Raw genomic sequence first — 22,234 nt, forward strand, 5'->3', positions numbered from 1 at the left:
CCGGAGGGGATACGGATCAACGACCATCCATCACGGTGATCAGCAGGACCGGGCTCGCACTCCTGGTCTTCGTCGGTCTCGCCGGCGCGTTCCCGTCTGCCGTGAACTGGGGCGGTCACTTCTGGGGATTCCTGCCGCTTCCCGTCCCGATCGTCCTCGGCATCCTCATGGCATCAGCGTTGCTTCCCGCGGTGCAGGACGGGGTGCTGGCCTTCCTGCAACGATGCGGTGTGCTCTTCTCTTCACAGACACGCCTGCGGGCGATGCTCCTGTGGGTGGTCCTGTGTGCTGCAGCGGGAGTGTTGTTCTGGGCCTTCCGTCAGCGGACGTTCTTCCTTGGCGATGGGTATCTGGTTTTGCGTACGCTTCCCGTCGCGGTCGCATCCGGCGATATCCCGGCTTCATTTCCGACCGCACCCTTCACCGGCCTTCTCGCCGCCTTCCTGTTCCAGGTATCCCGGTCGATCGGTGCCGCGGATCCCGCGCTCGCCGCATGGCAGGCTCTTTCGATCCTTTCCGGCATGGCTGCAGTCCCCGTTGTGTGGACCCTCACACGGCCTCTCGCAGCCGATGCACGCGAACGCCTTGCGCTGTCGGTGCTCATCGGGGGAAGCGGGGCCGCGATGCTCTTCTTTGGTTATGTGGAAACCTACGCGCCCGCCTTTGTGATGCTGCTCGCCTTCATCGCGGCGGCGCAGCGTGTCCGTGAAGGGCATGGTTCCCTTCTCACCCTCTCGGTGCTCTTTGTGGTCCTCGTCTTCCTCCATGTCGGCATGGCGCTCTTTGCACCCGTCCTGCTGTTGCTCCTGGGAGGTGCCGCACGCGGGAAACGGTGGAAGGATCTTGCGGTGGCGGTTCTCGGGTCCGCTGTTGCTGCCGCACTCATTCTTGTGCTGTTGTCGTACTCGCCCGCCCGGCTCCTGGCGACGTTCCTGAGAGACGGGGGATCGTTCCTCCCCCTGCGCGGGACCGATGGGTGGAACGAGAGCTACACGCTCTTCTCCCTCTGGCACTGGATCGATCTGTTGAACCTGCACCTGCTGGTGTCACCGTTCGCGCTCGTCCTCGCCGGCGGGCTCTTTGCTGGCGCCCTCGTACCAGCCCGCTATCGTCCGCCCGGCACGTTCTTCTGGATCGTGGTCGCAGGACCCCCGGTGCTCTGGCTGTTCCTGAATAATTTCGAATTGGGACTGAGCAGGGATTGGGACCTCGCCGCGCCCTGCGCAGCGGTGATCGGGCTCGGCGGACTAGCCGGCTGGCTCGCGATGATGGGGCCGTCGGAGACCCGCACACGGGGTGTTGTGGTCATGGCCCTCATCACGGTGGTGCATACGGCGGGATGGGTCGGTGTGAATGCCCGCGGGGAAGGTTCTCTGCTCAGGTTCGATGCTCTTCTGGACTTCCGCGCCATATCGCCGCGGGCCATGGCGATCGCGTATGAAGAGGTCGGCGACTACCGGCGCGAGCGCCGGGATGTACACGGGGCCGTCGACGCATTCGCCCGGATGGTCGTCCTTGATTCCACGAATGCCCGCCGGTGGACGGTGCTCGCGAACGCCGAGGCGATCGCTGGCAATGGGCCGGCCGCGCGCATCGCGTATGAGAAGGCGATCGCGTGGGGAAGCGTTGATCCTGAAACCCATACCAACCTTGCGATCGTGTTGTTCGCCGGGGGCGATGTGGATGCGGCGCTCGGCCGTATCCGCACAGCCGTGGCTCTCGACACTCTCGATGCTACCGCAGTGTACACGTACGGCCAGATGCTTTTCGAAGGGAAGCGGGATATGCAAGGAGCCCTCCCATGGTTCGAACGGGCCCTGCACCTCGATCCGAGAAACCACCACGCGCGATCATACGCGGACCGCTGCCGTGCGGCACTCGGCGTCGCTTCCCCCCCACCACCAGGCGAACCAGCGCAATGAACGACCCTGTCTCGGTTCTGATCATCGATGACGATCACGATTTCCTCGCGAGCATGGTGGCGCTCCTCGGTCCCCTCGGCTACCACGTGACAACCGCCAGGGACGGCCAGGAAGGCTGGGCCAAGATCGTATCCGACAAACCCGACGTGCTGCTGATGGATTGGGTGCTGCCGGATACCGATGGTGTTGCCCTGATCCGGCGCATGCGCGCATCGGCGGAACACCGTGAGCGCTACGTTATCATGGTCACGGGCCGGAGTGGCAAAGAGGACCTCATCCGTGGCATGGATGAGGGGGCGAATGATTACCTCCCCAAGCCCTTCTATAATGAGGAACTGCTCGTCCGGATCCGCGTGGGGATCAGGAACAAGAAGCTGGAAGAGGAACTTGCGCAGCAGGTCCGGCGTGCCACCGTCCTGGAAATGGCCGGCTCTCTCGCTCACGAGATAGGCAATCCGCTCAGTGCGATCACGCTCCTTCACGCAAAACTCTCGCGGGACGCGCGACTGGCATCCATGCCCGACATCGGCCGGGACCTGGCCGCCCTGAAGAATGAACTGAGCCGCATCGAGGCGCTCGTGCGGAAAGCGCAGCATATCACCACCGTCAGTTCAAAGCCCTACGCCGGTGACCTGCAGATCATCGATCTGAACAACGGATCGGCGGGACCCTCTTCCTGACCCCCGGAAAACGCCACTGTCCCGGGTATCATGGTTGACCCCTTTCCGGTTATCCCGGCATCTTATCTACAGATCATCCCGCTGTGCGGGTCACACGAACAGCCAGAATCACGAGGGACCGATGGAATTCCTTACGATGCAGTCGTTCAAGGAAAAGATCTTCGATTTCGAGAAGAGCAAAGAGTGGAAATACGAAGGCGAACTCCCCTGTATCATCGATTTTTACGCGGATTGGTGCGGGCCGTGCAAGATGGTAGCGCCGATCCTGGAGGAGCTCTCGAAGGAGTATGCCGGTAAGATCAACGTCTACAAGATCGATACCGAAAAAGAGCAGGAACTGGCCTCCATATTTGGCATTCGAAGCATTCCGTCCCTGCTGTTCGTCCCCAAGGACGGCCAGCCGCAGATGGCAATGGGTGCCCTCCCAAAGGAGGCATTCAAGGATGCGATCGGTTCTGTGCTGGGTGTGAATCCACCGCTCGTGACTGTCTGACATCGTGGATCTGTGACCCTGCGGGCAGCCCGGAGAAGCGCAACGCCGACCCGGGCCTGCCCGTTCTTGTTTTCTGCCATGCTTCCTGCTCCTTCGCCGGCGCCCTGCCTGAGCCTTCCTCCGCTGTGCCTCCCTCCGCTTCGCGAACATTGAGGATTCCTCGCGATTTTGCTATCTTGAAGCGTCACACCACCACAGGCCCCGTCATTCATGAATAGTGCAAGGAGACATGCTGTGACCACCCTCCGATTTCTCTCTGTTGGTTTCATGGTTCTTGCGTTGTCGATGCTCTCCGGTTGCGGTGCATCCAGGACCGTCACCCGCGTCGAGCCCGATGAGCAGATCGACCTGAGCGGCGACTGGAACGATACGGATTCGCGCCTCGTTGCGGAAGAGATGATCAAGGATGTGCTGGCCCGGCCGTGGTTGGGCGAATTCAAAGGCGACAAGAAACGCACGCCGGTGGTCATCGTCGGGACCGTCCGCAACCGGACGTCCGAGCACATCGCCACGACCGCGTTCATCAAGAACCTCGAACGTGAGCTGATCAACTCCGGCCGTGTGGACTTCGTGGCGAACAAGGAAGAGCGTCAGGAAGTGCGCGATGAGCGGACCGACCAGCAGGAATTCTCCTCGGCCGAATCGCTGAAGAAATTCCAGCAGGAGACCGGAGCGGATTTCATGCTGCGCGGCGACATCACCAGCATCATCGATGCCGAAGGCGGGCAGCAGGTGAAGTACTACCAGGTCAACCTCGAGCTCGTCAACATCGAGACGAACCGGAAAGCATGGATCGGCGAGAAGAAGCTGAAGAAGCTCGTGTCGCAGAGCGGCAGCAAGTTCTGACGATCGCATGTCTCCGCATCCGATCATGATGGGCACGCTGCGGCTTGCCGCCGCGGCGTGTTCGCTGCTTCTTGCCTCGTGTGCTGCGCCGACGGCGTTCTACCGCGATGTCGATGCCGGCATGGCCGCCGGGAAATACGGCGAGGCGATCGAGACGGTGCGCTCGCACCGGGAGGCCTATGGAGAGAAGAGCAGCGTTCTCTATGGCCTGGATATGGGGGCGCTGCATCACTACGCCGGCAACCCCGATTCATCGTCGGCGTACCTCCTTGCCGCCGAACGCGAGATCGGTGATCTCTACACGAAGAGCGTGTCGGCGGAGGCGCTGGCATTCGTCCTCAATGACAACGTGCTGCCATACGACGGCGAGGATTTTGAACGGGTCCTGGTGAACGTGTTCCTTGCCCTGAACTTCGCCGCGAAGGGCCTGCCCGACGAAGCGCTGGTGGAAGCGCGCAAGGTGGACCTGAAGCTGAAGGAGTATGCCCGTCAGTACGAAGGCAAGAACGCCTATCAGGAGGACGCGTTCGCGCGGTATCTCTCCGGCATCCTGTATGAATCCACCGGCGAGATCAACGACGCGTTCATTGCGTATACGAAGGCGTACGAAGGGTACGGGATGTATGCGAAGACGTTCGGCACGCCTCTGCCCCGCATGGTGCTCGATGACCTGGTGCGCACCGCGGGGATGCTGACCTTCACCGAGCAGGCCGAGAGGTACCGTGAACTCGGTGGGGCGCCGTTCGACCGTACCATGGCCGCGCAGGGGAGCCTCGTGGTGATCGCGTATGCCGGCCGGGGCCCTGTGAAGATCGAAGAACGCCCGAGCGTGTCCATTGCCGATGAACACGGCACCCTCCATACGTTCCAGATCGCCCTTCCGAAATTCGTTCCGCGTTTCCGGGGGAACCGGACATACGACATCCGCGTGCACCGGGCGGAGGATTCGAGTGAGGCGGCATCGGCGCGTACGGTGCTTGCCGAGGATGTGACCGCGATCGCGGGAAAGGTGCTGGAAGACCGGTTGGGATTGATCTATCTGAAGAGCGGCGGGCGGGCGCTGCTGAAGTTCCTTGCGGCGGAAAAGGCCAAGAGTGCGGTCAAGAAGAAGAGTGGCGACGATGGGGCATCGGAGACCAGCGGCGACCGGTTGACGAATTTCCTCTCGAGCCTGGCCATCGATCTTGTTGTCGGTGCAACAGAATCGGCGGATGTCCGGACCTGGCGGACCCTGCCGGCACAGTTTCAGATCGCGCGCGTCTTTCTCCCTCCGGGTACATATGCGGTCCGCGCATCCGCCGATGATGGCGGGTACCGCATCACACAGGACTCCGTGCAGATACGTGCCGGAAAATCTACTTTCGTTCTACTGGATGACCTACGGTGACCCATGGAAACAACTGCCTCATCGGATGATGTCTACAGAGTGATCTACACGGATCACTATGACCCCAGCAGTGTCCTCGGTATGCATGTGGTCAAGGTCAAGGGGAAGACCGCGGTCTCCGTCCGCGCCTTCATCCCCGACGCTGAGAAGGTGTCGATCGTCCCCGATGCCGGTGTACAGGGGGTCGCGGAGACCGAGTTGCGCCGTATCCACGCGGATGGATTCTACGAGGCGGTCATACCCGGCGCGACGGCGGTGTTCCCGTACCGCATCCGGAAGATCACCAAAGACGGGAATGAAGAGATCTTCCATGATTCGTATTCGTTCCTGCCCCTGGTCACGGACCTCGACCAGTATCTCTTCAATGCCGGCACCCACCATCGCGCCTATGAGAAGCTCGGAGCCCATCTTTCGGAGGTCAATGGCGTTGGCGGTATCCATTTTGCCGTGTGGGCGCCCGGCGCGCGCAGTGTGAGCGTGATCGGCGATTTCAATAATTGGGACCGCCGCTCGCATGCCATGCGGGTCCTGGGGTCCTCGGGGATCTGGGAGATCTTCATTCCCGGACTGCCGGAAGGTGTCCTGTACAAGTATCAGGTCAAGACGCAAACGGGGTATATCATGGACAAGACCGACCCGTATGCGTTCGAAATGGAAGTGCGCCCCCGCACTGCCGCCCGCGTGAACCTCCTCGGTGGGTACACGTGGAATGACGCATCATGGCTCACCGATCGGAGCAAAGGCCTCGCGATCCACGGGCCCATGTCGGTGTATGAAGTGCATCCAGGATCATGGCAGCGCGGCGAAGGGAATACCTGGTTGAGTTACCGCGCTATGGCCGAACGGCTCATTCCGTACGTGAAGTCGATGGGATTCACGCACATCGAGTTGATGCCCATCATGGAGCACCCCTTCGATGGGTCATGGGGCTACCAGGTCACGGGGTATTTTGCGCCGACCAGCAGGTTCGGTACGCCGCAGGACTTCATGTGGTTCGTGGATCGCTGCCATCAGGAGGGGATCGGCGTCCTTCTGGATTGGGTCCCGGCACATTTCCCTCAGGACACGCATGCGCTGGCGGTCTTCGATGGCACGCATTTGTACGAGCATGCAGATCCGCGGAAGGGGCTGCATCAGGATTGGGGGACCTTCATCTTCAATTATGGGCGCCTCGAAGTGCGCAACTTCCTGCTGAGCAATGCGCTGTTCTGGGTCGATCGGTACCATATCGACGGCCTCCGCATCGATGCGGTGGCCTCCATGTTGTATCTGGACTATTCGCGCAAAGAAGGGGAGTGGATCCCGAACAAGAACGGCGGACGGGAGAATCTGGAAGCGATCGAATTCCTCAAAGAATTGAACCATCTCATCCACGACTATTACCCCGGCGTGCTCACTATTGCGGAAGAATCCACCGCCTGGCCGGGCGTCACTGCACCCGTGCAGTCGGGTGGGCTGGGCTTCGACCTGAAATGGAACATGGGGTGGATGCACGACATCCTCGAGTACTTTTCGTTCGATCCGGTGCACCGCTCGTATCATCACAACAATCTGACGTTCGCGCTCTTGTATGCTTTCAGCGAGCGCTTCATGCTGCCGTTATCGCACGACGAGGTGGTGCACGGCAAGCGCTCGCTCCTCAGCAAGATGCCGGGCGATCTCTGGCAGAAGTGCGCCAACCTCCGCCTCCTGTACGGATTCATGACCGCGTTCCCGGGCAAGAAGCTGCTCTTCATGGGCGCGGAATTCGGCCAGTGGGACGAGTGGAACCCGGACCATAGCCTGGACTGGCATCTGCTGCAACATGATACCCACCAGGGGATCCAGTCGTGGCTCCAGGACCTGCACCAGGTCTACCGGACGCGGCGGGCGTTGTTCGCGGACGATTTCAATTATACCGGGTTCTCCTGGTTGGAATTCACGGACAGCGCGGCAAGTGTGATCGCATTCGAGCGGCATGCGTACGATCCTGCGGACAACCTCACGATCGTGTGCAATTTCACTCCGGTCGTCCGGTCGGGATACCGCGTGGGCGTGCCGGAGGGAGGCTACTATAAGGAGATCCTGAACAGCGATTCCGCACGGTATGGGGGGAGCAATCAGGGCAATCTGGGGGGGGTCTATGCAGAGCAAACGGCCTACCAGGATCGTCCCTGGTCGGTCTCGCTTACTCTTCCACCTCTGGGGGTCCTGATCCTGAGCAAGGAAGGGTAACACGTTCGCGGCCGATGGAACCGGGTCGCCTCTGCGGGGTGTTAGAAGAGGGTACCCATCATAACCGGAGTGGTCCTTTACGTGAAGCGAGTTGCATTGATCGGATCCGGGTTCGGCGGACTGGCGGAAGCCATCCGCCTGCAAGCCCGGGGCTACGAGGTCACCATCTTTGAAAAGCGCGCAAAGGTCGGTGGCCGGGCCTATCAGCTCGTGAAGAACGGGTATACCTTCGATATGGGGCCGTCGCTGATCACCGCGCCCTTCATCATCGAGCGCGTGTTCCATGCCGCCGGCCGGCGCATGAGCGACTACCTGGATATCCTTCCCCTCGACCCGTTCTACCGGATCTACTTCCATGACAAGACCTTTATGGATTACTCCGGTGACCCGGTCCGGATGAAGCAGGAGATGGCGAAGTTCGATCCTGCGGATGCCGGGAACTACGACCGCTTCTTTCAGGATGTGCGCGGGATCTATGATGCCGTGATCACCGACGGTTTGGGATCCAGGCCATTCGATTCCTGGTCCTCATTCCTGAAGTTCGTCCCCCGTGCGATCGGACTGGGCGGGATGCTTCCCGTCTACAGCTACGTCAGCAAGTACTTCCGGCACGAGCATAACCGCTTCGCATTCTCGTTCCATCCGCTCTTCATCGGCGGCTCGCCGTTCCGCGCGCCCAGCATCTATATCATGATCCCGTACCTCGAGCGCGAAGCGGGTGTGTGGTTCTCCCGCGGCGGGATGTACAGCCTGGTACAGGCATTCGAAAAACTGTTCCTGGAACTCGGCGGTACGATCAGGACGAATGCTGAGGTGCAGGAGATCGTCGTCCGTGACGGCGCGGCACGAGGCGTGCGTGTCGGTGGCGAAGTCCATGATGCCGACATCGTTGTATCGAACGGCGATGTGCCGTGGGTGTACAAGAACCTCATCGCGCCCGAACACCGGACGCACCGGTGGACCGACCGGGCGATCGACAAGCTGCACATCTCCATGAGCGTGTTCCTGCTGTACATCGGCGTCCGGAAGAAGTATCCGCAACTGAAGCACCATACGCTGATCATCAGCAAGCGGTACCGGGAGCTGGTGAAGGATATCTTCGAAAAGAAGACACTCCCCGACGATTTCTCGATGTATCTGCATGTGCCGACGCGGACCGATCCATCGATGGCCCCCGAGGGAGCCGAGAGCATTTATCTGCTCGTGCCGGTGCCGCATCTGGGAGCGTCGATCGACTGGGCGTCGACCGCAGGGCCCTTCCGTGAGCGGATCCTCACGTTCCTGGAAGAAGAGTTCGGACTCGAGGATTTCCGCTCAAATATCGATGTTTTGGAGACGTTCACGCCTGTGGATTTCAAAGAACAACTAAATGCCCATCTCGGGAACGCTTTTAGCATCGAACCGCGTTTAACACAGAGCGCGATCTTCCGGCCTCATAATAGAAGCGAAGAGGTCCGGGGTCTGTATTTTGTTGGAGCGGGGACGCATCCGGGAGGCGGGGTTCCGGGCGTGTTGCTTGGGGCTGAGGCGACTGAAGTCTGTATCGTCGAGGACAACAAGAGCTGATTTTTTTTGCCCCGGAACCAGAAACGAAGAATTCGTCAATAACAACCGAACCATATGCGCCCCAAAACGATGCACAAAACCGTGATATCCACGATCGACGTGGCACGATTGTTCAATGTCACGGAAACGACCGTGAAGCGCTGGGCGGATGACGGAATGCTCCGGTGCCAGAAAACGCCGGGTGGCCACAGGAAATTCCAGATCAGGAATGTCATCGAGTTCGCAGAGAAGAACAATTTCGAACCCACCGGCGTCCTCACGCTCCCGGGGCATGAAGGACAGGATGAGCGTGTGCAGATGGGGATCCTCAAGCGCGATTTTGCCACGCTCGTGCAGACCTTCGTTGAAAAAGCGCTTTCGCCGGACCGCTCCGATCTCTACATCTTCTTCTCCTATCTCTACGAACACCGCATCGCACTCTGGGAGATCTATGATCTCATCCTCCGGCCCGGCATGTACGAGATCGGCGAGCGCTGGAAACGCGGCGAGATCGGCGTCAGTCAGGAGCACCGCGCGTCGTACGAGACACTGGACGCGCTCGCAAAACTGCAGAACGAGATCCTGGTCAAACCCGCCACCGGCGATGCCGTGGTCTTCGCCTGTCTCGGTGACGAACTCCATGAGATCGGCCTCCGCTGCGCAGCGAATCTGTTCGAATCAGAGGGCTGGCAGACGCATTACCTGGGTGCACGGACGCCCGCCGATGCGGTGATCCTTGCGGCGCAGGAGCTGCGGCCAACGGTGGTCGCGCTTTCCATCACCCATGACCATGTCCACGATCAGCTCATGCACGATATCCGCGAGATCGCCGATGCGGTTGCGAAGATGGGGATCCGCCTGATCATCGGCGGCTCCGGCGTGCCCGTTGCCCTGCATCCTGAAGTATGGCACGACGGTGTGTTGAATTCTTCGCGCGAACTGGCGACGTTCATCGATGCCTGTGCGGCCGACCGCCGTGCACGCCGTTCGGAACAGGTGGGCTGACATGGAAGGCACCGCCCTCCATACCGTCGACCATGCGCGCGCGATCACGCGCCGGTACGCGCGGACGTTCTATTTCGCGTCGCACGTCCTGCCGCAGGACAAACGGGATGCAGCGTACGTGGTGTATGCCTTCTGCCGTTATGCGGACAATCTCACGGATGTGCACCGGGAAGATACCGAACGGATCCCTGATGCGGAACGGCAGATCGCCCGACTCCGGGAGGAGCTTGATGCGGTCTATGCCGGCGCCGACGTCCCGACCAGGTGGATCGCGCTGCGTGAGGTCGTCAGGACCTACAGCATCCCCCGCCTGTATTTTGATGAGTTGCTCACGGGTGTGGCGATGGACCTGACGCCGCGCAGGTTCGAGACCTGGGCCGATCTCGAGGTCTACTGCTATCGCGTGGCATCGGTCGTGGGGCTGATCATGACGCGTATCTTCGGGGCCACGACTGCGGCGGCGCTCCACCATGCAGCCCAACTCGGGACGGCGATGCAGCTCACCAATATCCTTCGCGATATCGGCGAAGACCTCCGGATGGGCCGCGTCTACCTTCCGCAGGAAGATCTGCGCGCGCATGGCGTGACGGAAGAGATGCTCGGTGCCGGCAGGGTCACGCCGGCCATCCGTGCGCTGATCCAATTCCAGATCGCGCGCGCCCGTACGCTCTATGCCGATGCGGATCCGGGGATCCCGATGATCCCCGACGACGGGTCCCGGTTCAGCACGCAGTTGATGAGAACCCTGTACAGCCGCATCCTCGATGCCATCGAGAAGAATGCCTACGATGTCTTCTCGCAGCGTGCACACGTCCGGCCGGGGATGAAATTGCGCCTTGCCGTTGTACTGATGCTCCGGTCCTTCGTGGGCCGCACGTCGCGTCCTGTCCGTGTCGCCTCCCGCGGAAGCATGGTGACACATCCTGATGCACATTCGCTGGGCCGCCCCGGGGGCGGCCGGTGAACTCAATTTTACCGGAGACCACTATGGCAATGCCGCTTCGTACACCGGCTCTCGAAGAGTCGCTCCCCCTGCTGATCGACCGTATGCTGCAAGAGTCTGTCAGCCAGGTCGAGCCTGCGTCGCTGCGGGAGATCCTGACCGAGGCCGTCGCCGGAGGAAAGCGCATCCGGCCCGTATTGACTGCACTTGCCTGCGAGGCCGCCGGCGGAGATGACAAGGATGCAGTGATCGCCGGTGCAGCATTGGAACTGCTTCACGTATCGTCGCTCGTGCATGACGATATCATGGATAATGCGCCGACACGGCGCGGCAGGCCCACGGTCGTGGCGACGCACGGGGTGGGAGTGGCGATCCTCGCCGGCGATGCACTGGTGGCCCTGTCGTTCCGCCTCATCCAATCGCTCTCCAGCGCACGGAAAACAGAGGTGCAGCAGACCCTGACGACTGCGTTCCTTGGCCTCTGTGAGGGGCAGTATGCCGACATTTGCAGTGAGACGGCGGCAGCGGGCGATCCCTACTCGCACTACTGGATGGTCGAGCGCAAAACGGCGAGATTGCTCGAGGCCTGCACCCGCACGGGTGCCGTGTTGGCCGGTGCTGCACCCAAGACCGTCCAGGCACTCGGAAAATTCGGACTTTCCCTTGGCCTTGCGTACCAGGCGATGGATGATCTTCTGGATGTCATCGGCACCGCCGACCAGACCGGGAAGACGGTCGGGCTTGACGCCAGGAACGGCCGGCGTACCTATCTCAGTCTTGCCGGCAGCACGATGGACAGGGCGCAACAGATCCATGCGATGGTCGAAGGGTACACCAACGAGGCGTGTGCGGCCCTCGATGTGGTCCCGTTCTCGCCGGCGCGTTCCCGGCTGCATGAGCTTGCGCATGGCCTGGTCCACCGGAGATCCTGACCGTGACCCGTTCGCCTTCATATGGAAGGGTCATTGTGTGGTTCCGTCGCGCGTTACGGACGGATGATAACCCTGCACTCTGGCACGCCGTTCAGGATGCCGCATCGGTGGTTCCGCTCGTTACCGATCCCGCTTCCCTGGAACGTGATGCACGGATAGAGCGCGCACTCCGATCGATCGGCGTCCCGTTCCTGCGATTCCCGGAGCGTGTTCTCCGCGGTGCATACGATGTTATGACAGGCAGCAAAACGCCGTTCCGTGTCTATACTCCGTACAAGAACGCATGGATGAACGGCACCGATGATATCGCGCCCGCGGTGCATGCCCCGCGCCACATCGCGCCCGTTCCCATTGCGGACGGCACAACGGACCTGCAGCGCCTCGGTTGGCCGGCCGCGGGTGGAGGGGCATCGAAGGATGCCATCACGCGGCTCCGGTCGTTCATCGCCTCGGGGGCCGGTCAGTACGACACACGCCGCGATCTTCCCGGGGTTGACGGGACGTCGCGGTTGTCGCCGTATCTTTCTGTCGGCGCGGTGTCCATCCGGCGTGTCTTTCATGCGGCACGTGAAGCCCGCGCAGAGGCATCGGCAGGTGCCCGCAAAGGGTTCGACACGTTCATCAATGAACTTGTCTGGCGCGAGTTCTATTATCAGATACTCACGCACTTTCCTCATGTGATGACTGCCCCGTTCCGTCAGGAGTTCGCCGGGATCCCCTGGAGTACGGACGAGAAGAGCTTTCAGCGGTGGACGGACGGCACCACCGGCTACCCGATCGTTGATGCCGCCATGCGTCAGCTCCGCAACGAAGGATGGATGCACAACCGGGCGCGGATGATCGTCGCCTCCTTCCTGACGAAGGACCTCCACATCAACTGGCAATGGGGAGAGCAGTACTTCTTCACCGTACTGAGGGACGCGGACCATGCGTCGAACAACGGCGGATGGCAATGGACCGCGGGGACCGGTACGGATGCATCGCCCTGGTTCCGCATTTTCAACCCGGTCCTGCAAGGGAAGAAGTTCGATCCCGCCGGCGCGTATGTGCGGCGGTATGTTCCCGAACTTGCGCGGTTCCCGGAGGCCGCGGTCCATGAGCCCTGGAATGCCAACAGACAGGAACAGGAAGCAGCCGGCTGCGTGATCGGGCGGGACTATCCGTCCCCCATGGTGGACCATGCGGAGGCGCGGGTACGGACGATGGCGATCTACCGTATCCCCGGCGGAGCGGCGGCAACACCTCCGCCATCATTGGTTCGCACACGAACGAACGTCTGACAGAAGAGGCCCACTATGCGTTTTGTCGCTATCATGCTCGCCACCTTCATGGTCATGGAAGGGGTTTCGTACGTGGCGCACCGTTTTGTGTACCACGGGTTCCTCTGGATCCTGCACAAGAGCCACCACACGCCTCGAAAAGGGGTCTTTGAACTGAACGATCTGTTCCCCGCGTTCTTCTCCGTGATCGCCATCGTCTTCATGTGGTATTCCTACGGCCATCCGGAGCGGAGCGACATCTTCGCTGCGACACTCGGGGTGACGCTCTACGGGGTCATCTATAGTACGATCCATGATCTGTACGTCCATCGCCGGGCAAAACTGCCTTCGCTCAACATCCCGTACCTGCAGCAGGTGAAGAAGGCACACATGGTGCACCATATGACCGGAACCGAGCCGTACGGACTCCTCGTCTTCTTTACGCCCAGGCATGTGCGGGATGCGGCACCCGACGAGCCCGTGGACGCGACGGCCCGATGATCTCCGTGAGTGCACATCCATGACCGTGCTGACCGGTCTCATCGGCACGCTGGCCATCCTAAACGGTTTCACGCTGGATGCGAGCGGGTCCGGCGGGGTCACACTCGCTATGCCACCGGACTCCGCCCGTGCACTGTTCCGGGAGATCAGCGTGCTCGAGCGCTTCATGCCGGGTGTCGCCGGCATCTCGGCGAGGGAGGATGGGTCGTTCAACTACCTCACCGCCCGCGAGATACCGTTCTCCGGAGAAATGAGGACGGACTTCATTGTCCGCTGTACCGTTGATGCCGCGGGCAGCGTGACGTATCAATCGCCCGACAGCGCGGCGCGCAACTGGATGCGGTTCCGGTTCACCTTCGCGGCGGCAGACCATGACATGACCGACGTCCGGATGTCCCTTCGTGTGCGGCTGGTGCGTGAAAGTGGCACCGAGATCCATCTCCTCGCCCCCGTGCTGGGCGAAGAATTCTTGAGCGAACGTATGGAGAGTGATATCACCGACATGCTGGGAACATTCGTGGAACGATTGGAAGACGCCGCTCCCGGCCAGCTGGCAGGAAGGAAGGAGAACTGATGCACGCTGAGTATCTTCTTGTGCTGGGGGCCATCCTGTTCTTCCCCCTGCTCCTGAGCATCATCCTGCGGCTGCGCATGTACACGCACTACCGATCGCTCCTGAAGGCGATGGCGGTCGTCTGCCTCGTGTTCTGGACATGGGATGTGCTTGTGACAGCACGGGGCCATTGGTCATTCAATCCATCGTACGTGATGGGCTGGGACCTGCTCGGGATGCCGGTAGAAGAATGGCTCTTCTTTCCCGTGCTGGTGTTCGTCTCTGTGTTCACCTATGAAGCCGTGCGGAAGGTGTGGAAGGGCCTATGAAAGAGTATACCCTCCTGGCCTTTGCCGCTGCGTTGGGTTCCGTCGTGCTGGACCGGGTTCTGGCGACCCATATCCTTGTCCAGCGCCGCTTCTGGGTGGCACTGGCGATCATGTTCTTTTTCAAGATCCCCTCCAATGGGTATCTTACCTGGAGGCCCATCGTTCTGTATGATCCATCGTATTTTCTGGGTATCCGTCTCGGGACGATCCCCGTGGAAGATTTCTTCTACGGCTTTGGCCTCATAACGCTGTCGCTCGTCCTGTGGGAGTACTTTGTGCGGAAGGAAGGACATCATGACGTTTGATCATGTCGCAGTGAATGTGCAGGACATCGCCCGTTCGGTGGAGTGGTATGTTGCCGCGACAGGGGCACGGGTCCTGTATCAGGACGAGTCGTGGGCGATGCTCGATGCAGGAGGGGTGAAGATCGCGCTGACCCTTCCGCACCAACACCCCGCTCATGTGGCGTTCGATATCGGGCCTGAACCATCGGAGGAATTCATGAAGAAGGGGCGGGTCCACCGCGATGGCAGTATCTCACGGTATGTCGTCGACCCCGACGGCAACGCCATCGAGTGGATCCATTATCCACAGAAGGGAGCCGGGGCGTGAACGTCCATGTACTCCGCCGCGCGCAGACCATCGCGCGCCCGCTGGACATCGTCTTTCCGTTCTTTGCGCGACCGGAGAACCTCGAACGCATCTCGCCGCAGGATATCGGCTTCACGATCCTGACGCCGGGGCCTATCGAGATGAAAGCCGGAACGCTCATCGACTACACGATCCGGGTGATGGGTGTGCCTTTGCGGTGGACGACACTGATCACCACGTATGATCCACCGCGGTCCTTCGTTGACGAACAGATCCGCGGCCCGTACGCCTTCTGGCATCACCGGCACGTGTTCCGGGAGACCGACGATGGTACCGAGATCCTCGATGAGGTGCACTATGCTTTGTATGGCGGCCTCCTGGCACCCCTCATCCATCGTTTGTTCGTTCGGAAGCAGTTGGACAAGATCTTTGATCATCGGGCGCGCATCATTGCGCGCGAATTCATGGGTGAAGGGGCAAAGGTGGGATCATGAAGGTCGTCATTGCAGGGGCCACGGGATTCATCGGGCGCTCGTTGGTCCGTCATCTCTCTGCACGGGGTGATGCGGTCGTGGTGCTCTCCCGGAGCGGGAGCGTGCGTTCCGGGATATTCCCGGAGGGGGTCCGGGTGGTGCGGTGGGATGGGACCCGCCAGGGGGTGTGGAGCGGGGAGCTGGATGGTGCAGATGCCGTTGTGAACCTGGCGGGTGCATCGATCGGAGGCGGTCGGTGGACGGCCGCCCGGAAGGAACTTCTGATCCGCAGCCGTACCGATCCGACCAATGCGTTGGTGCAGGCGTGTCTCTCGGCAGTTCGCCCGCCCGGGGTATTCCTGAACGCCTCCGCCGTTGGCTACTATCATCACGAGGGTGATGCACCGGTCACCGAGCAGGATCCCCCCGGAATCGGATTTCTCTCCGATGTCGCGCAACTGTGGGAGGGTGCGGCGCGTGGCGCGGCATCGAGAGGGATCAGGCTGGTCATCGCACGTATCGGAGTGGTGATCGGCAAAGGGGGAGGCGCGTTGGAACGAATGCTGTTGCCGTTCCGGCTCTTCGTGGGTGGGCCGCTCGGATCCGGGAAGCAGTGGTTCCCATGGGTGCATGTGGATGATGTCGTCGGCGCCATGGTGTTCATGCTCGATACCGCGTCCATGACAGGCCCGGTGAATGTGGTTGCACCCGAGCCCGTGACGATGGCTGCATTCTCCAAACGGCTCGGAGGGGCCCTCCACAGGCCCTCCTGGCTTTCCGTTCCTGCGTTCGCGTTGCGCGTACTGCTCGGTGAAATGTCCGTCATCATCCTTGGAGGGAGGCCGGTCGTCCCTCTTAAATTGTTGGAATCCGGCTATGGGTTCCTCCGTCCACGCCTGGATCAAGCGCTGCGGTCGGCCGTGTAGGCCGACCGTTCACCGCCTCTCTACACTTTCTCCCCTTTTTTCGCTATATTCCTTCATTCAAATCTCGTTCCCCTGTCCCTTGCCATGCCAGAGCGTTAGCCGGGTCGCACGTGCACCCGGTCCTGTCGTGATACTGTTCTGCCGACTGTGATCGCTTTGAGATAGAACTATGAGTACTGAACACCCTACACCGCGCGGGCGATTGCTCGCTGAGTTTCCCGCACCCCCACGGGGGGCCTGGAGAGCAGCAGCCGAGGCCCTCCTCAAAGGCACCCCCTTCGACAAAAAAATGCCCACCCGGACACATGAGGGGATCGTCCTTCAGCCCCTCTACGACCGCTCGGGGGCAAACGGTGTACAAGCCGGTTCAGATCCCGGTGTGCCCGGGGAATTTCCTTTCCGACGCGGTTCCGATGCAGTGGCCGGTCCGTGTACGCCCTGGCTCATCGCACAGGAGCTCACCTACCCGACGTATGAAGAACTCAATGCCGCCCTCCGGCATGACCTGGAGCGGGGCCAGAATGCGGTCGTTGTGACGCTCGACCGCGCATCCCGGGTCGGGGAGGATCCGGATCTTGCTCCTCCCGAGACCGTGGGGAGCGGGGGGGCGTCCATTGCCTCCATCGCCGGATTCGGAAAAGCGCTGCATGGCATCGACCTCGCAGCACATCCCATCTTCATTGAAGCAGGGTGCGCCGGACCCCAGTACCTCGCGATCGCCGTGGCTCATCTGAAACGTCTGAAGCAACCGGCATCGGCGTTGCGTGGCTGCATCGGCAGCGATCCGCTCGGGACTCTCGCCCGCGAGGGGGCCATCCCGTACGCGGCCGATGTGATCTACGATGAGATGGCGGTTGCCGCGGAATGGGCGGAGAAGTTCGCCCCGGGGATCCGCACTGCCGCGGTGGCGACGCGCCCCTATACGGACGGCGGGGCGTCGGCGGTGGAAGAGGTTGCGATCGCCCTCGCGACCGGAGCGGCATACATGCGTGCGCTCGTGACCCGGGGCGTTCACGCGGAAGTGGCGGCCTCTCAGATCTGGTTCTCCTTCAACCTCGGCCCTCAGTTCTTCATGGAGATCGCCAAACTCCGCGCCGCGCGGATGGCCTGGGCGCATGTGGCCGCGGCGTTCGGGGTGCCGCGGGCCGGGTGCGGGATGCATCTGCACGTGCGCACATCATCGTATGATATGTCCAGTATCGACCCCTACGTGAACATGCTCCGTGCAACCACGGAAGCGATGAGCGGTGCCATCGGGGGATGTCAGACCATGCATGTCGCTCCGTTCGACGACGTGATCCGGCAGCCCGATGAATTCTCGCGGCGCATCGCCAGGAATGTCCAGGTGTTGCTGCAGGAGGAATCGTATCTCCACCGCGTCGCTGACCCCGCCGGAGGGTCGTGGTTGGTGGAGTCACTCACCGAAGAGATCGCTTCGGCGGCGTGGAAGCTTTTTCAGGAGATCGAGGCAGAGGGCGGCGTCCAGGATGCACTCATCAAGGGGTCCGTTCAACAGCGGATCGCCGCCACCGCCGCGAAGCGTGCGGAAGCGGTGGCAGGGCGCAAGGATGTCGTGGTCGGCGTCACGACGTATGCCAACACCGGCGAGGTTCCCCTGGAAACGCGCAGGGAAGACCTCGAGACGATCCGCGCGCGCAGGGCAGAGACGCTGCGTGTGCTCCGGACCATGCCGGACCGTGCCGAGGAGACGGCGGTGAAGGAGCGGCTGTCCCGTATCCTGGAGACGGGCCGCGACTCCATCATGAACGCCCTGATCGATGCTGCCGGGCAGGGTGCAACGATCGGTGAGATGGGGCGTGCATGGCGGGCCCGCCGGGCCGGCGATCCCATCACCGCTCCTGCGATCCAGGCGCATCGTCGCGCCGTAGGCTATGAGATGCTTCGGGCCGCAACGCATGCCTATGCGCGGAGGACGGGGGCGGCGCCGATCGCGTTTCTGGCGACGATGGGCCCGCTGGCCCAGCACAAGGCGCGGGCAGAGTTTTCAGCGGACTTCATGGCCGCGGCAGGGTGTGTTGTGCGGATGGGAACCGGGTATGATACGCCAGAGGCGGCGGTGGAAGCGGCGGCCGCAACCGGTGCCCGGGCCGTGGTGCTGTGCTCGACGGATGAGACCTATCCCGCCATTGTCCCTGCATTCTGTTCGCTGATGAAGCAGCGTTTGCCGGAGGTGGTCATCATCCTGGCCGGCTTCCCCCAGGAGCATGTGGAAGCGTTCACGCACGCCGGCGTGCATGAGTTCATCCATGTGCGGTCGGATGTCGTCGGTACACTCGGACGCATTCTCGCCCGTATGGGGGTGACCGCATGAGTACGCTTCCCCGATTCTCTGACATCACGCCGGATTTCTCCGCATCTGCAGCGCCGGCGTCCGGCACACCAACGCCGCTGATCACACCGGAGCAAGCAGATCAGATCTGGAAGACCATGGAGCAGATCCCGGTCGCCCCGCTGTACACGGCCGGGGATCAGGCAGGGCTGGAGCATTTCGACTTCACGGCGGGGATCCCGCTCTTCCTCCGCGGGCCGTACGCGACGATGTACGTGACGCAGCCGTGGACCGTGCGACAGTATGCCGGGTTTTCGACCACGAAGGAGAGCAACGCCTTCTACCACAGGAATCTTGCAGCGGAACAGAAGGGTCTTTCGATCGCCTTTGATCTGGCGACGCACCGTGGCTACGATTCTGACCATCCCCGCGTCGTGGGTGATGTCGGCAAGGCCGGCGTTGCCGTGGACTCGGTGCTCGACATGAAGCTGCTCTTCGCCGGGATCCCGCTCCACCAGATGTCGGTGTCGATGACGATGAACGGCGCAGTGCTTCCGATCATGGCATTCTATATCGTGGCCGCGGAGGAGCAGGGGGTCCGTCCCGATCAGCTGGCCGGCACGATCCAGAACGACATCCTCAAAGAGTACATGGTGCGGAACACGTACATCTATCCCCCCGCCGCATCCATGCGCATCATTGCCGACATCTTCGCGTACTCGTCGGAGAAGATGCCGAAATTCAACAGCATCAGCATCTCCGGTTACCATATGCAGGAGGCCGGTGCGACCGCCGATCTCGAGATGGCCTACACGCTGGCGGATGGTCTGGAGTACGTCCGGACCGGCCTGAAGGCGGGGATCCCGATCGATGCCTTTGCCCCCCGTCTCTCGTTCTTCTGGGGGATCGGGATGAACTACTTCATGGAGATCGCCAAACTCCGCGCAGCGCGCATGCTCTGGGCGAAGTTGATCAAGCAGTTCAACCCGCGCGATCCGAAGTCCATGGCGCTGCGCACACATTCGCAGACCTCCGGCTGGAGCCTCACCGAGCAGGACCCGTTCAACAACGTCGCGCGCACCTGCATCGAGGCCATGGCCGCGGTGCTCGGGCATACACAGTCGCTCCACACCAATTCGCTCGATGAAGCGATCGCGCTCCCGACGGATTTCTCCGCACGCATCGCGCGCAATACGCAGTTGTACCTGCAGCATGAAACGGGCATCACGCGCGTGATCGATCCCTGGGGCGGTTCGTACTATGTCGAGGCGTTGACCGATGCCCTGATGCGCCGCGCATGGGCCCATATCGAAGAGGTTGAATCGCTGGGCGGCATGGCGCAGGCCATCTCCACCGGCATCCCGAAGATGCGGATCGAAGAGGCCGCGGCACGGCGCCAGGCACGGATCGATTCCGGCGCCGATGCGATCGTCGGGCTCAACCTCCACCGCCTGGCGAAGGAGGATCCGATCGAGATCCTCGAAGTGGACAATACCGCGGTGCGCGAGGCGCAGATCCGCCGGCTGGCGGAACTCCGCGCAGGACGGGATGAGGCGGCGGTGACTGCGGCCTTGCATGCCCTTGCGCATTCTGCCCGCTCGGGTGAAGGCAACCTGCTTGCTCTCGCGGTGGACGCAGCGCGGCTGCGTGCCAGCCTGGGTGAGATCTCTGACGCCCTCGAGAAGGTCTGGGGACGCCATACCGCGGTCATCAAAACTATCTCCGGCGTGTACAGCAGCGAGTTCGCCATGAACAAGGACGTGGAAGAGGTGCGGGCCCTCACCGATGCGTTCGCACGGAAGGATGGCCGCCGGCCGCGTATCCTCATCGCCAAGATGGGACAGGACGGGCACGACCGCGGTGCAAAAGTGATCGCCACGGCGTTCGCCGATCTGGGGTTCGATGTGGATGTCGGCCCGCTCTTCCAGACCCCCGAAGAGACGGCACGGCAGGCAGTGGAGAACGATGTGCACTTTGTCGGCATGAGTTCGCTCGCAGGCGGACACAAAACGCTTCTCCCGCAGCTTGTGGCAGCGCTCACGGCGCTCGGCCGCGGCGACATCCTCGTTGTGGCCGGAGGCGTCATCCCCGCGCAGGATTATGATTTCCTCCGGGCGAACGGAGCGGCCGCGATCTTCGGTCCGGGTACGGTGATACCGGTGGCCGCGCGTACCATGCTCGAGCGATGGGAGAGCGGCGCACACCGATGACCGACACAGGGCGCACACCGGAGTGGGCCGAACCCGGAACACCGGGCACGTTCGCTTCCACCGTCATGAAGGGGGTGGAAGGCGGACACGACGGACTTCCGGGTGCTGCACCTCCGGTTCCAGGTACCAGCTCTCCCGCGCGTCCGCTTCCGGCGATTGAAGAGTACATCGCAGGCGTGCGGGGGGGTGACCGCGTCATGCTCGCCCGCGCCATCACGCTCATTGAAAGTAACGCTCCCGCGCATGCGGATCCCGCCCGCGAGGTGCTTACCCGTCTTCTTCCTTTCAGCGGCAAGGCGATACGCGTCGGCGTCACCGGTGTGCCCGGTGCCGGGAAGAGCACGTTCATCGAGGCACTGGGCCTCTACCTCACAGGAAAGGGCCATAGGGTCGCCGTCCTTGCCGTTGATCCGAGTTCCAGTATCAGCCGTGGCAGCGTGCTCGGCGACAAGACAAGGATGGAGCGGCTGGCGCGCGATGAGCGCTGCTTCATCCGGCCTTCGCCGTCCGGCGGGAACCTCGGCGGCGTTGCGCGCAAGACCCGCGAGACCATGCTTCTCTGTGAGGCGGCAGGATACGACGTCATACTCGTGGAGACCGTCGGGGTCGGGCAGAGCGAGATCACGGTCCGCTCGATGGTGGATTTCTTCCTCCTGCTGCTGATCACCGGCGCAGGGGACGAGTTGCAGGGGATCAAGAAAGGCGTGATGGAGCTGGCCGACCTCGTGGCGATCAACAAGGCCGATGGGGAGAACCGTACGCGCGCCGAAACCACGCGTGCGGAGTTCGCGCATGCGCTGCATTTTCTCACCCCGGCGACCGAGGGATGGGCGCCTCCCACCCTCACGTGTTCAGCTTTGACGGGGGAGGGCGTTCCGGCGCTCTGGGAGAAGGTGGAAGATTTCCGCGTGCAGACGACCGCCTCCGGCGTGCTCGCGAACCGGCGCAACGATCAACTTCTGGCATGGCTGCACGGGATGGTGGGAGAGCATCTCCGGTCGTTGTTCTATGCACATCCCTCCGTTGCCGGCCGTCTTCCCGCCATGGAGCAGCAGGTCGTTGCCGGGACCATCACCGCCGCTGCCGCGGCACAGGAATTGATCCGCCACTTCGAACAACGTACATGATACAACGA

General features: G+C 61.9%; 21 protein-coding genes. All 21 read left to right on the top strand.

Annotated elements, in window-relative coordinates; all coding sequences use genetic code 11:
• The first annotated feature begins 35 nt into the window (after positions 1-35).
• The 21 genes from IPI01_18650 to meaB all read left to right on the top strand — a co-directional run bounded on the left by IPI01_18650 (position 36) and on the right by meaB (position 22,226).
• The gene (locus IPI01_18650) at positions 36-1,922 is read left to right on the top strand and encodes a hypothetical protein (GenBank protein MBK7259778.1); all 1,887 of its coding nucleotides are present in this window, start codon (positions 36-38) and stop codon (positions 1,920-1,922) included.
• The gene (locus IPI01_18655) at positions 1,919-2,602 is read left to right on the top strand and encodes a response regulator transcription factor (GenBank protein ID MBK7259779.1); all 684 of its coding nucleotides are present in this window, start codon (positions 1,919-1,921) and stop codon (positions 2,600-2,602) included. Before IPI01_18650 ends, IPI01_18655 begins: the two co-directional genes overlap by 4 nt.
• Before the next feature lie 121 nt (positions 2,603-2,723).
• Entirely contained in the window at positions 2,724-3,095 is a 372-nt protein-coding gene (gene trxA, locus IPI01_18660) for a thioredoxin (GenBank protein MBK7259780.1), read from the top strand.
• Between the two features lie 210 nt (positions 3,096-3,305).
• Positions 3,306-3,941 (top strand): penicillin-binding protein activator LpoB, encoded by a 636-nt coding sequence (locus IPI01_18665; GenBank protein MBK7259781.1) that lies wholly within the window; start codon positions 3,306-3,308, stop codon positions 3,939-3,941.
• 7 nt (positions 3,942-3,948) lie between these two features.
• Entirely contained in the window at positions 3,949-5,328 is a 1,380-nt protein-coding gene (locus IPI01_18670; protein MBK7259782.1) for a hypothetical protein, read from the top strand.
• 3 nt (positions 5,329-5,331) lie between these two features.
• Positions 5,332-7,542 carry a 1,4-alpha-glucan branching protein GlgB gene (gene glgB / locus IPI01_18675; protein ID MBK7259783.1) on the top strand — a complete coding sequence of 737 codons (2,211 nt, stop codon included), beginning with the start codon at positions 5,332-5,334 and terminating at the stop codon, positions 7,540-7,542.
• A gap of 81 nt (positions 7,543-7,623) precedes the next feature.
• A complete protein-coding gene (gene crtI, locus IPI01_18680) occupies positions 7,624-9,108 on the top strand; it encodes a phytoene desaturase (protein ID MBK7259784.1) in 1,485 nt (494 codons plus the stop codon).
• Positions 9,109-9,189: 81 nt separating this feature from the next.
• Complete coding sequence (locus IPI01_18685; protein MBK7259785.1) at positions 9,190-10,092, top strand: cobalamin-dependent protein; 903 nt, start codon at positions 9,190-9,192, stop codon at positions 10,090-10,092.
• Position 10,093: 1 nt separating this feature from the next.
• On the top strand, positions 10,094-11,056 hold the full coding sequence (locus IPI01_18690) for a phytoene/squalene synthase family protein (GenBank protein ID MBK7259786.1): 963 nt from the start codon (positions 10,094-10,096) through the stop codon (positions 11,054-11,056).
• A gap of 23 nt (positions 11,057-11,079) precedes the next feature.
• Positions 11,080-11,967, top strand: a complete 888-nt coding sequence (locus IPI01_18695; protein MBK7259787.1) for a polyprenyl synthetase family protein — start codon at positions 11,080-11,082, stop codon at positions 11,965-11,967.
• A gap of 32 nt (positions 11,968-11,999) precedes the next feature.
• A complete protein-coding gene (locus IPI01_18700) occupies positions 12,000-13,247 on the top strand; it encodes a deoxyribodipyrimidine photo-lyase (protein ID MBK7259788.1) in 1,248 nt (415 codons plus the stop codon).
• A gap of 15 nt (positions 13,248-13,262) precedes the next feature.
• Complete coding sequence (locus tag IPI01_18705) at positions 13,263-13,727, top strand: hypothetical protein (GenBank protein MBK7259789.1); 465 nt, start codon at positions 13,263-13,265, stop codon at positions 13,725-13,727.
• Between the two features lie 19 nt (positions 13,728-13,746).
• Positions 13,747-14,301 (top strand): SRPBCC family protein, encoded by a 555-nt coding sequence (locus tag IPI01_18710; protein ID MBK7259790.1) that lies wholly within the window; start codon positions 13,747-13,749, stop codon positions 14,299-14,301.
• Entirely contained in the window at positions 14,301-14,609 is a 309-nt protein-coding gene (locus tag IPI01_18715; GenBank protein ID MBK7259791.1) for a lycopene cyclase domain-containing protein, read from the top strand. The genes IPI01_18710 and IPI01_18715 overlap by 1 nt, the downstream gene beginning before the upstream one ends.
• Positions 14,606-14,914, top strand: a complete 309-nt coding sequence (locus IPI01_18720; GenBank protein ID MBK7259792.1) for a lycopene cyclase domain-containing protein — start codon at positions 14,606-14,608, stop codon at positions 14,912-14,914. The genes IPI01_18715 and IPI01_18720 overlap by 4 nt, the downstream gene beginning before the upstream one ends.
• Complete coding sequence (locus IPI01_18725) at positions 14,904-15,221, top strand: VOC family protein (GenBank protein ID MBK7259793.1); 318 nt, start codon at positions 14,904-14,906, stop codon at positions 15,219-15,221. The genes IPI01_18720 and IPI01_18725 overlap by 11 nt, the downstream gene beginning before the upstream one ends.
• Positions 15,218-15,694: an SRPBCC family protein gene (locus IPI01_18730; protein MBK7259794.1), complete on the top strand. Its 477-nt coding sequence runs from the start codon at positions 15,218-15,220 to the stop codon at positions 15,692-15,694. Before IPI01_18725 ends, IPI01_18730 begins: the two co-directional genes overlap by 4 nt.
• A complete protein-coding gene (locus IPI01_18735) occupies positions 15,691-16,599 on the top strand; it encodes a TIGR01777 family protein (protein ID MBK7259795.1) in 909 nt (302 codons plus the stop codon). Before IPI01_18730 ends, IPI01_18735 begins: the two co-directional genes overlap by 4 nt.
• A 289-nt stretch (positions 16,600-16,888) precedes the next feature.
• Positions 16,889-18,931: an acyl-CoA mutase large subunit family protein gene (locus IPI01_18740; protein ID MBK7259796.1), complete on the top strand. Its 2,043-nt coding sequence runs from the start codon at positions 16,889-16,891 to the stop codon at positions 18,929-18,931.
• Complete coding sequence (scpA, locus tag IPI01_18745) at positions 18,928-21,099, top strand: methylmalonyl-CoA mutase (GenBank protein MBK7259797.1); 2,172 nt, start codon at positions 18,928-18,930, stop codon at positions 21,097-21,099. Before IPI01_18740 ends, scpA begins: the two co-directional genes overlap by 4 nt.
• On the top strand, positions 21,096-22,226 hold the full coding sequence (gene meaB, locus IPI01_18750; GenBank protein MBK7259798.1) for a methylmalonyl Co-A mutase-associated GTPase MeaB: 1,131 nt from the start codon (positions 21,096-21,098) through the stop codon (positions 22,224-22,226). The genes scpA and meaB overlap by 4 nt, the downstream gene beginning before the upstream one ends.
• Positions 22,227-22,234: the final 8 nt, after the last annotated feature.

It is taken from the genome of Ignavibacteriota bacterium (genome assembly GCA_016707525.1).
Taxonomy (GTDB): domain Bacteria; phylum Bacteroidota; class Ignavibacteria; order UBA10030; family UBA6906; genus JAGDMK01.

What these genes read in the sequence shown, in the direction of transcription:
- IPI01_18740 (MBK7259796.1), top strand. Translation starts at nt 16,889, where the DNA reads ATGCCCACCCGGACACATGAGGGGATCGTCCTTCAGCCCCTCTACGAC.
- IPI01_18665 (MBK7259781.1), top strand. Translation starts at nt 3,306, where the DNA reads ATGAATAGTGCAAGGAGACATGCTGTGACCACCCTCCGATTTCTCTCT.
- meaB (MBK7259798.1), top strand. Translation starts at nt 21,096, where the DNA reads ATGACCGACACAGGGCGCACACCGGAGTGGGCCGAACCCGGAACACCG.
- scpA (MBK7259797.1), top strand. Translation starts at nt 18,928, where the DNA reads ATGAGTACGCTTCCCCGATTCTCTGACATCACGCCGGATTTCTCCGCA.
- IPI01_18735 (MBK7259795.1), top strand. Translation starts at nt 15,691, where the DNA reads ATGAAGGTCGTCATTGCAGGGGCCACGGGATTCATCGGGCGCTCGTTG.
- IPI01_18695 (MBK7259787.1), top strand. Translation starts at nt 11,080, where the DNA reads ATGGCAATGCCGCTTCGTACACCGGCTCTCGAAGAGTCGCTCCCCCTG.
- trxA (MBK7259780.1), top strand. Translation starts at nt 2,724, where the DNA reads ATGGAATTCCTTACGATGCAGTCGTTCAAGGAAAAGATCTTCGATTTC.
- IPI01_18670 (MBK7259782.1), top strand. Translation starts at nt 3,949, where the DNA reads ATGTCTCCGCATCCGATCATGATGGGCACGCTGCGGCTTGCCGCCGCG.
- IPI01_18705 (MBK7259789.1), top strand. Translation starts at nt 13,263, where the DNA reads ATGCGTTTTGTCGCTATCATGCTCGCCACCTTCATGGTCATGGAAGGG.
- glgB (MBK7259783.1), top strand. Translation starts at nt 5,332, where the DNA reads ATGGAAACAACTGCCTCATCGGATGATGTCTACAGAGTGATCTACACG.
- IPI01_18655 (MBK7259779.1), top strand. Translation starts at nt 1,919, where the DNA reads ATGAACGACCCTGTCTCGGTTCTGATCATCGATGACGATCACGATTTC.
- IPI01_18720 (MBK7259792.1), top strand. Translation starts at nt 14,606, where the DNA reads ATGAAAGAGTATACCCTCCTGGCCTTTGCCGCTGCGTTGGGTTCCGTC.
- IPI01_18710 (MBK7259790.1), top strand. Translation starts at nt 13,747, where the DNA reads ATGACCGTGCTGACCGGTCTCATCGGCACGCTGGCCATCCTAAACGGT.
- IPI01_18690 (MBK7259786.1), top strand. Translation starts at nt 10,094, where the DNA reads ATGGAAGGCACCGCCCTCCATACCGTCGACCATGCGCGCGCGATCACG.
- IPI01_18715 (MBK7259791.1), top strand. Translation starts at nt 14,301, where the DNA reads ATGCACGCTGAGTATCTTCTTGTGCTGGGGGCCATCCTGTTCTTCCCC.
- IPI01_18725 (MBK7259793.1), top strand. Translation starts at nt 14,904, where the DNA reads ATGACGTTTGATCATGTCGCAGTGAATGTGCAGGACATCGCCCGTTCG.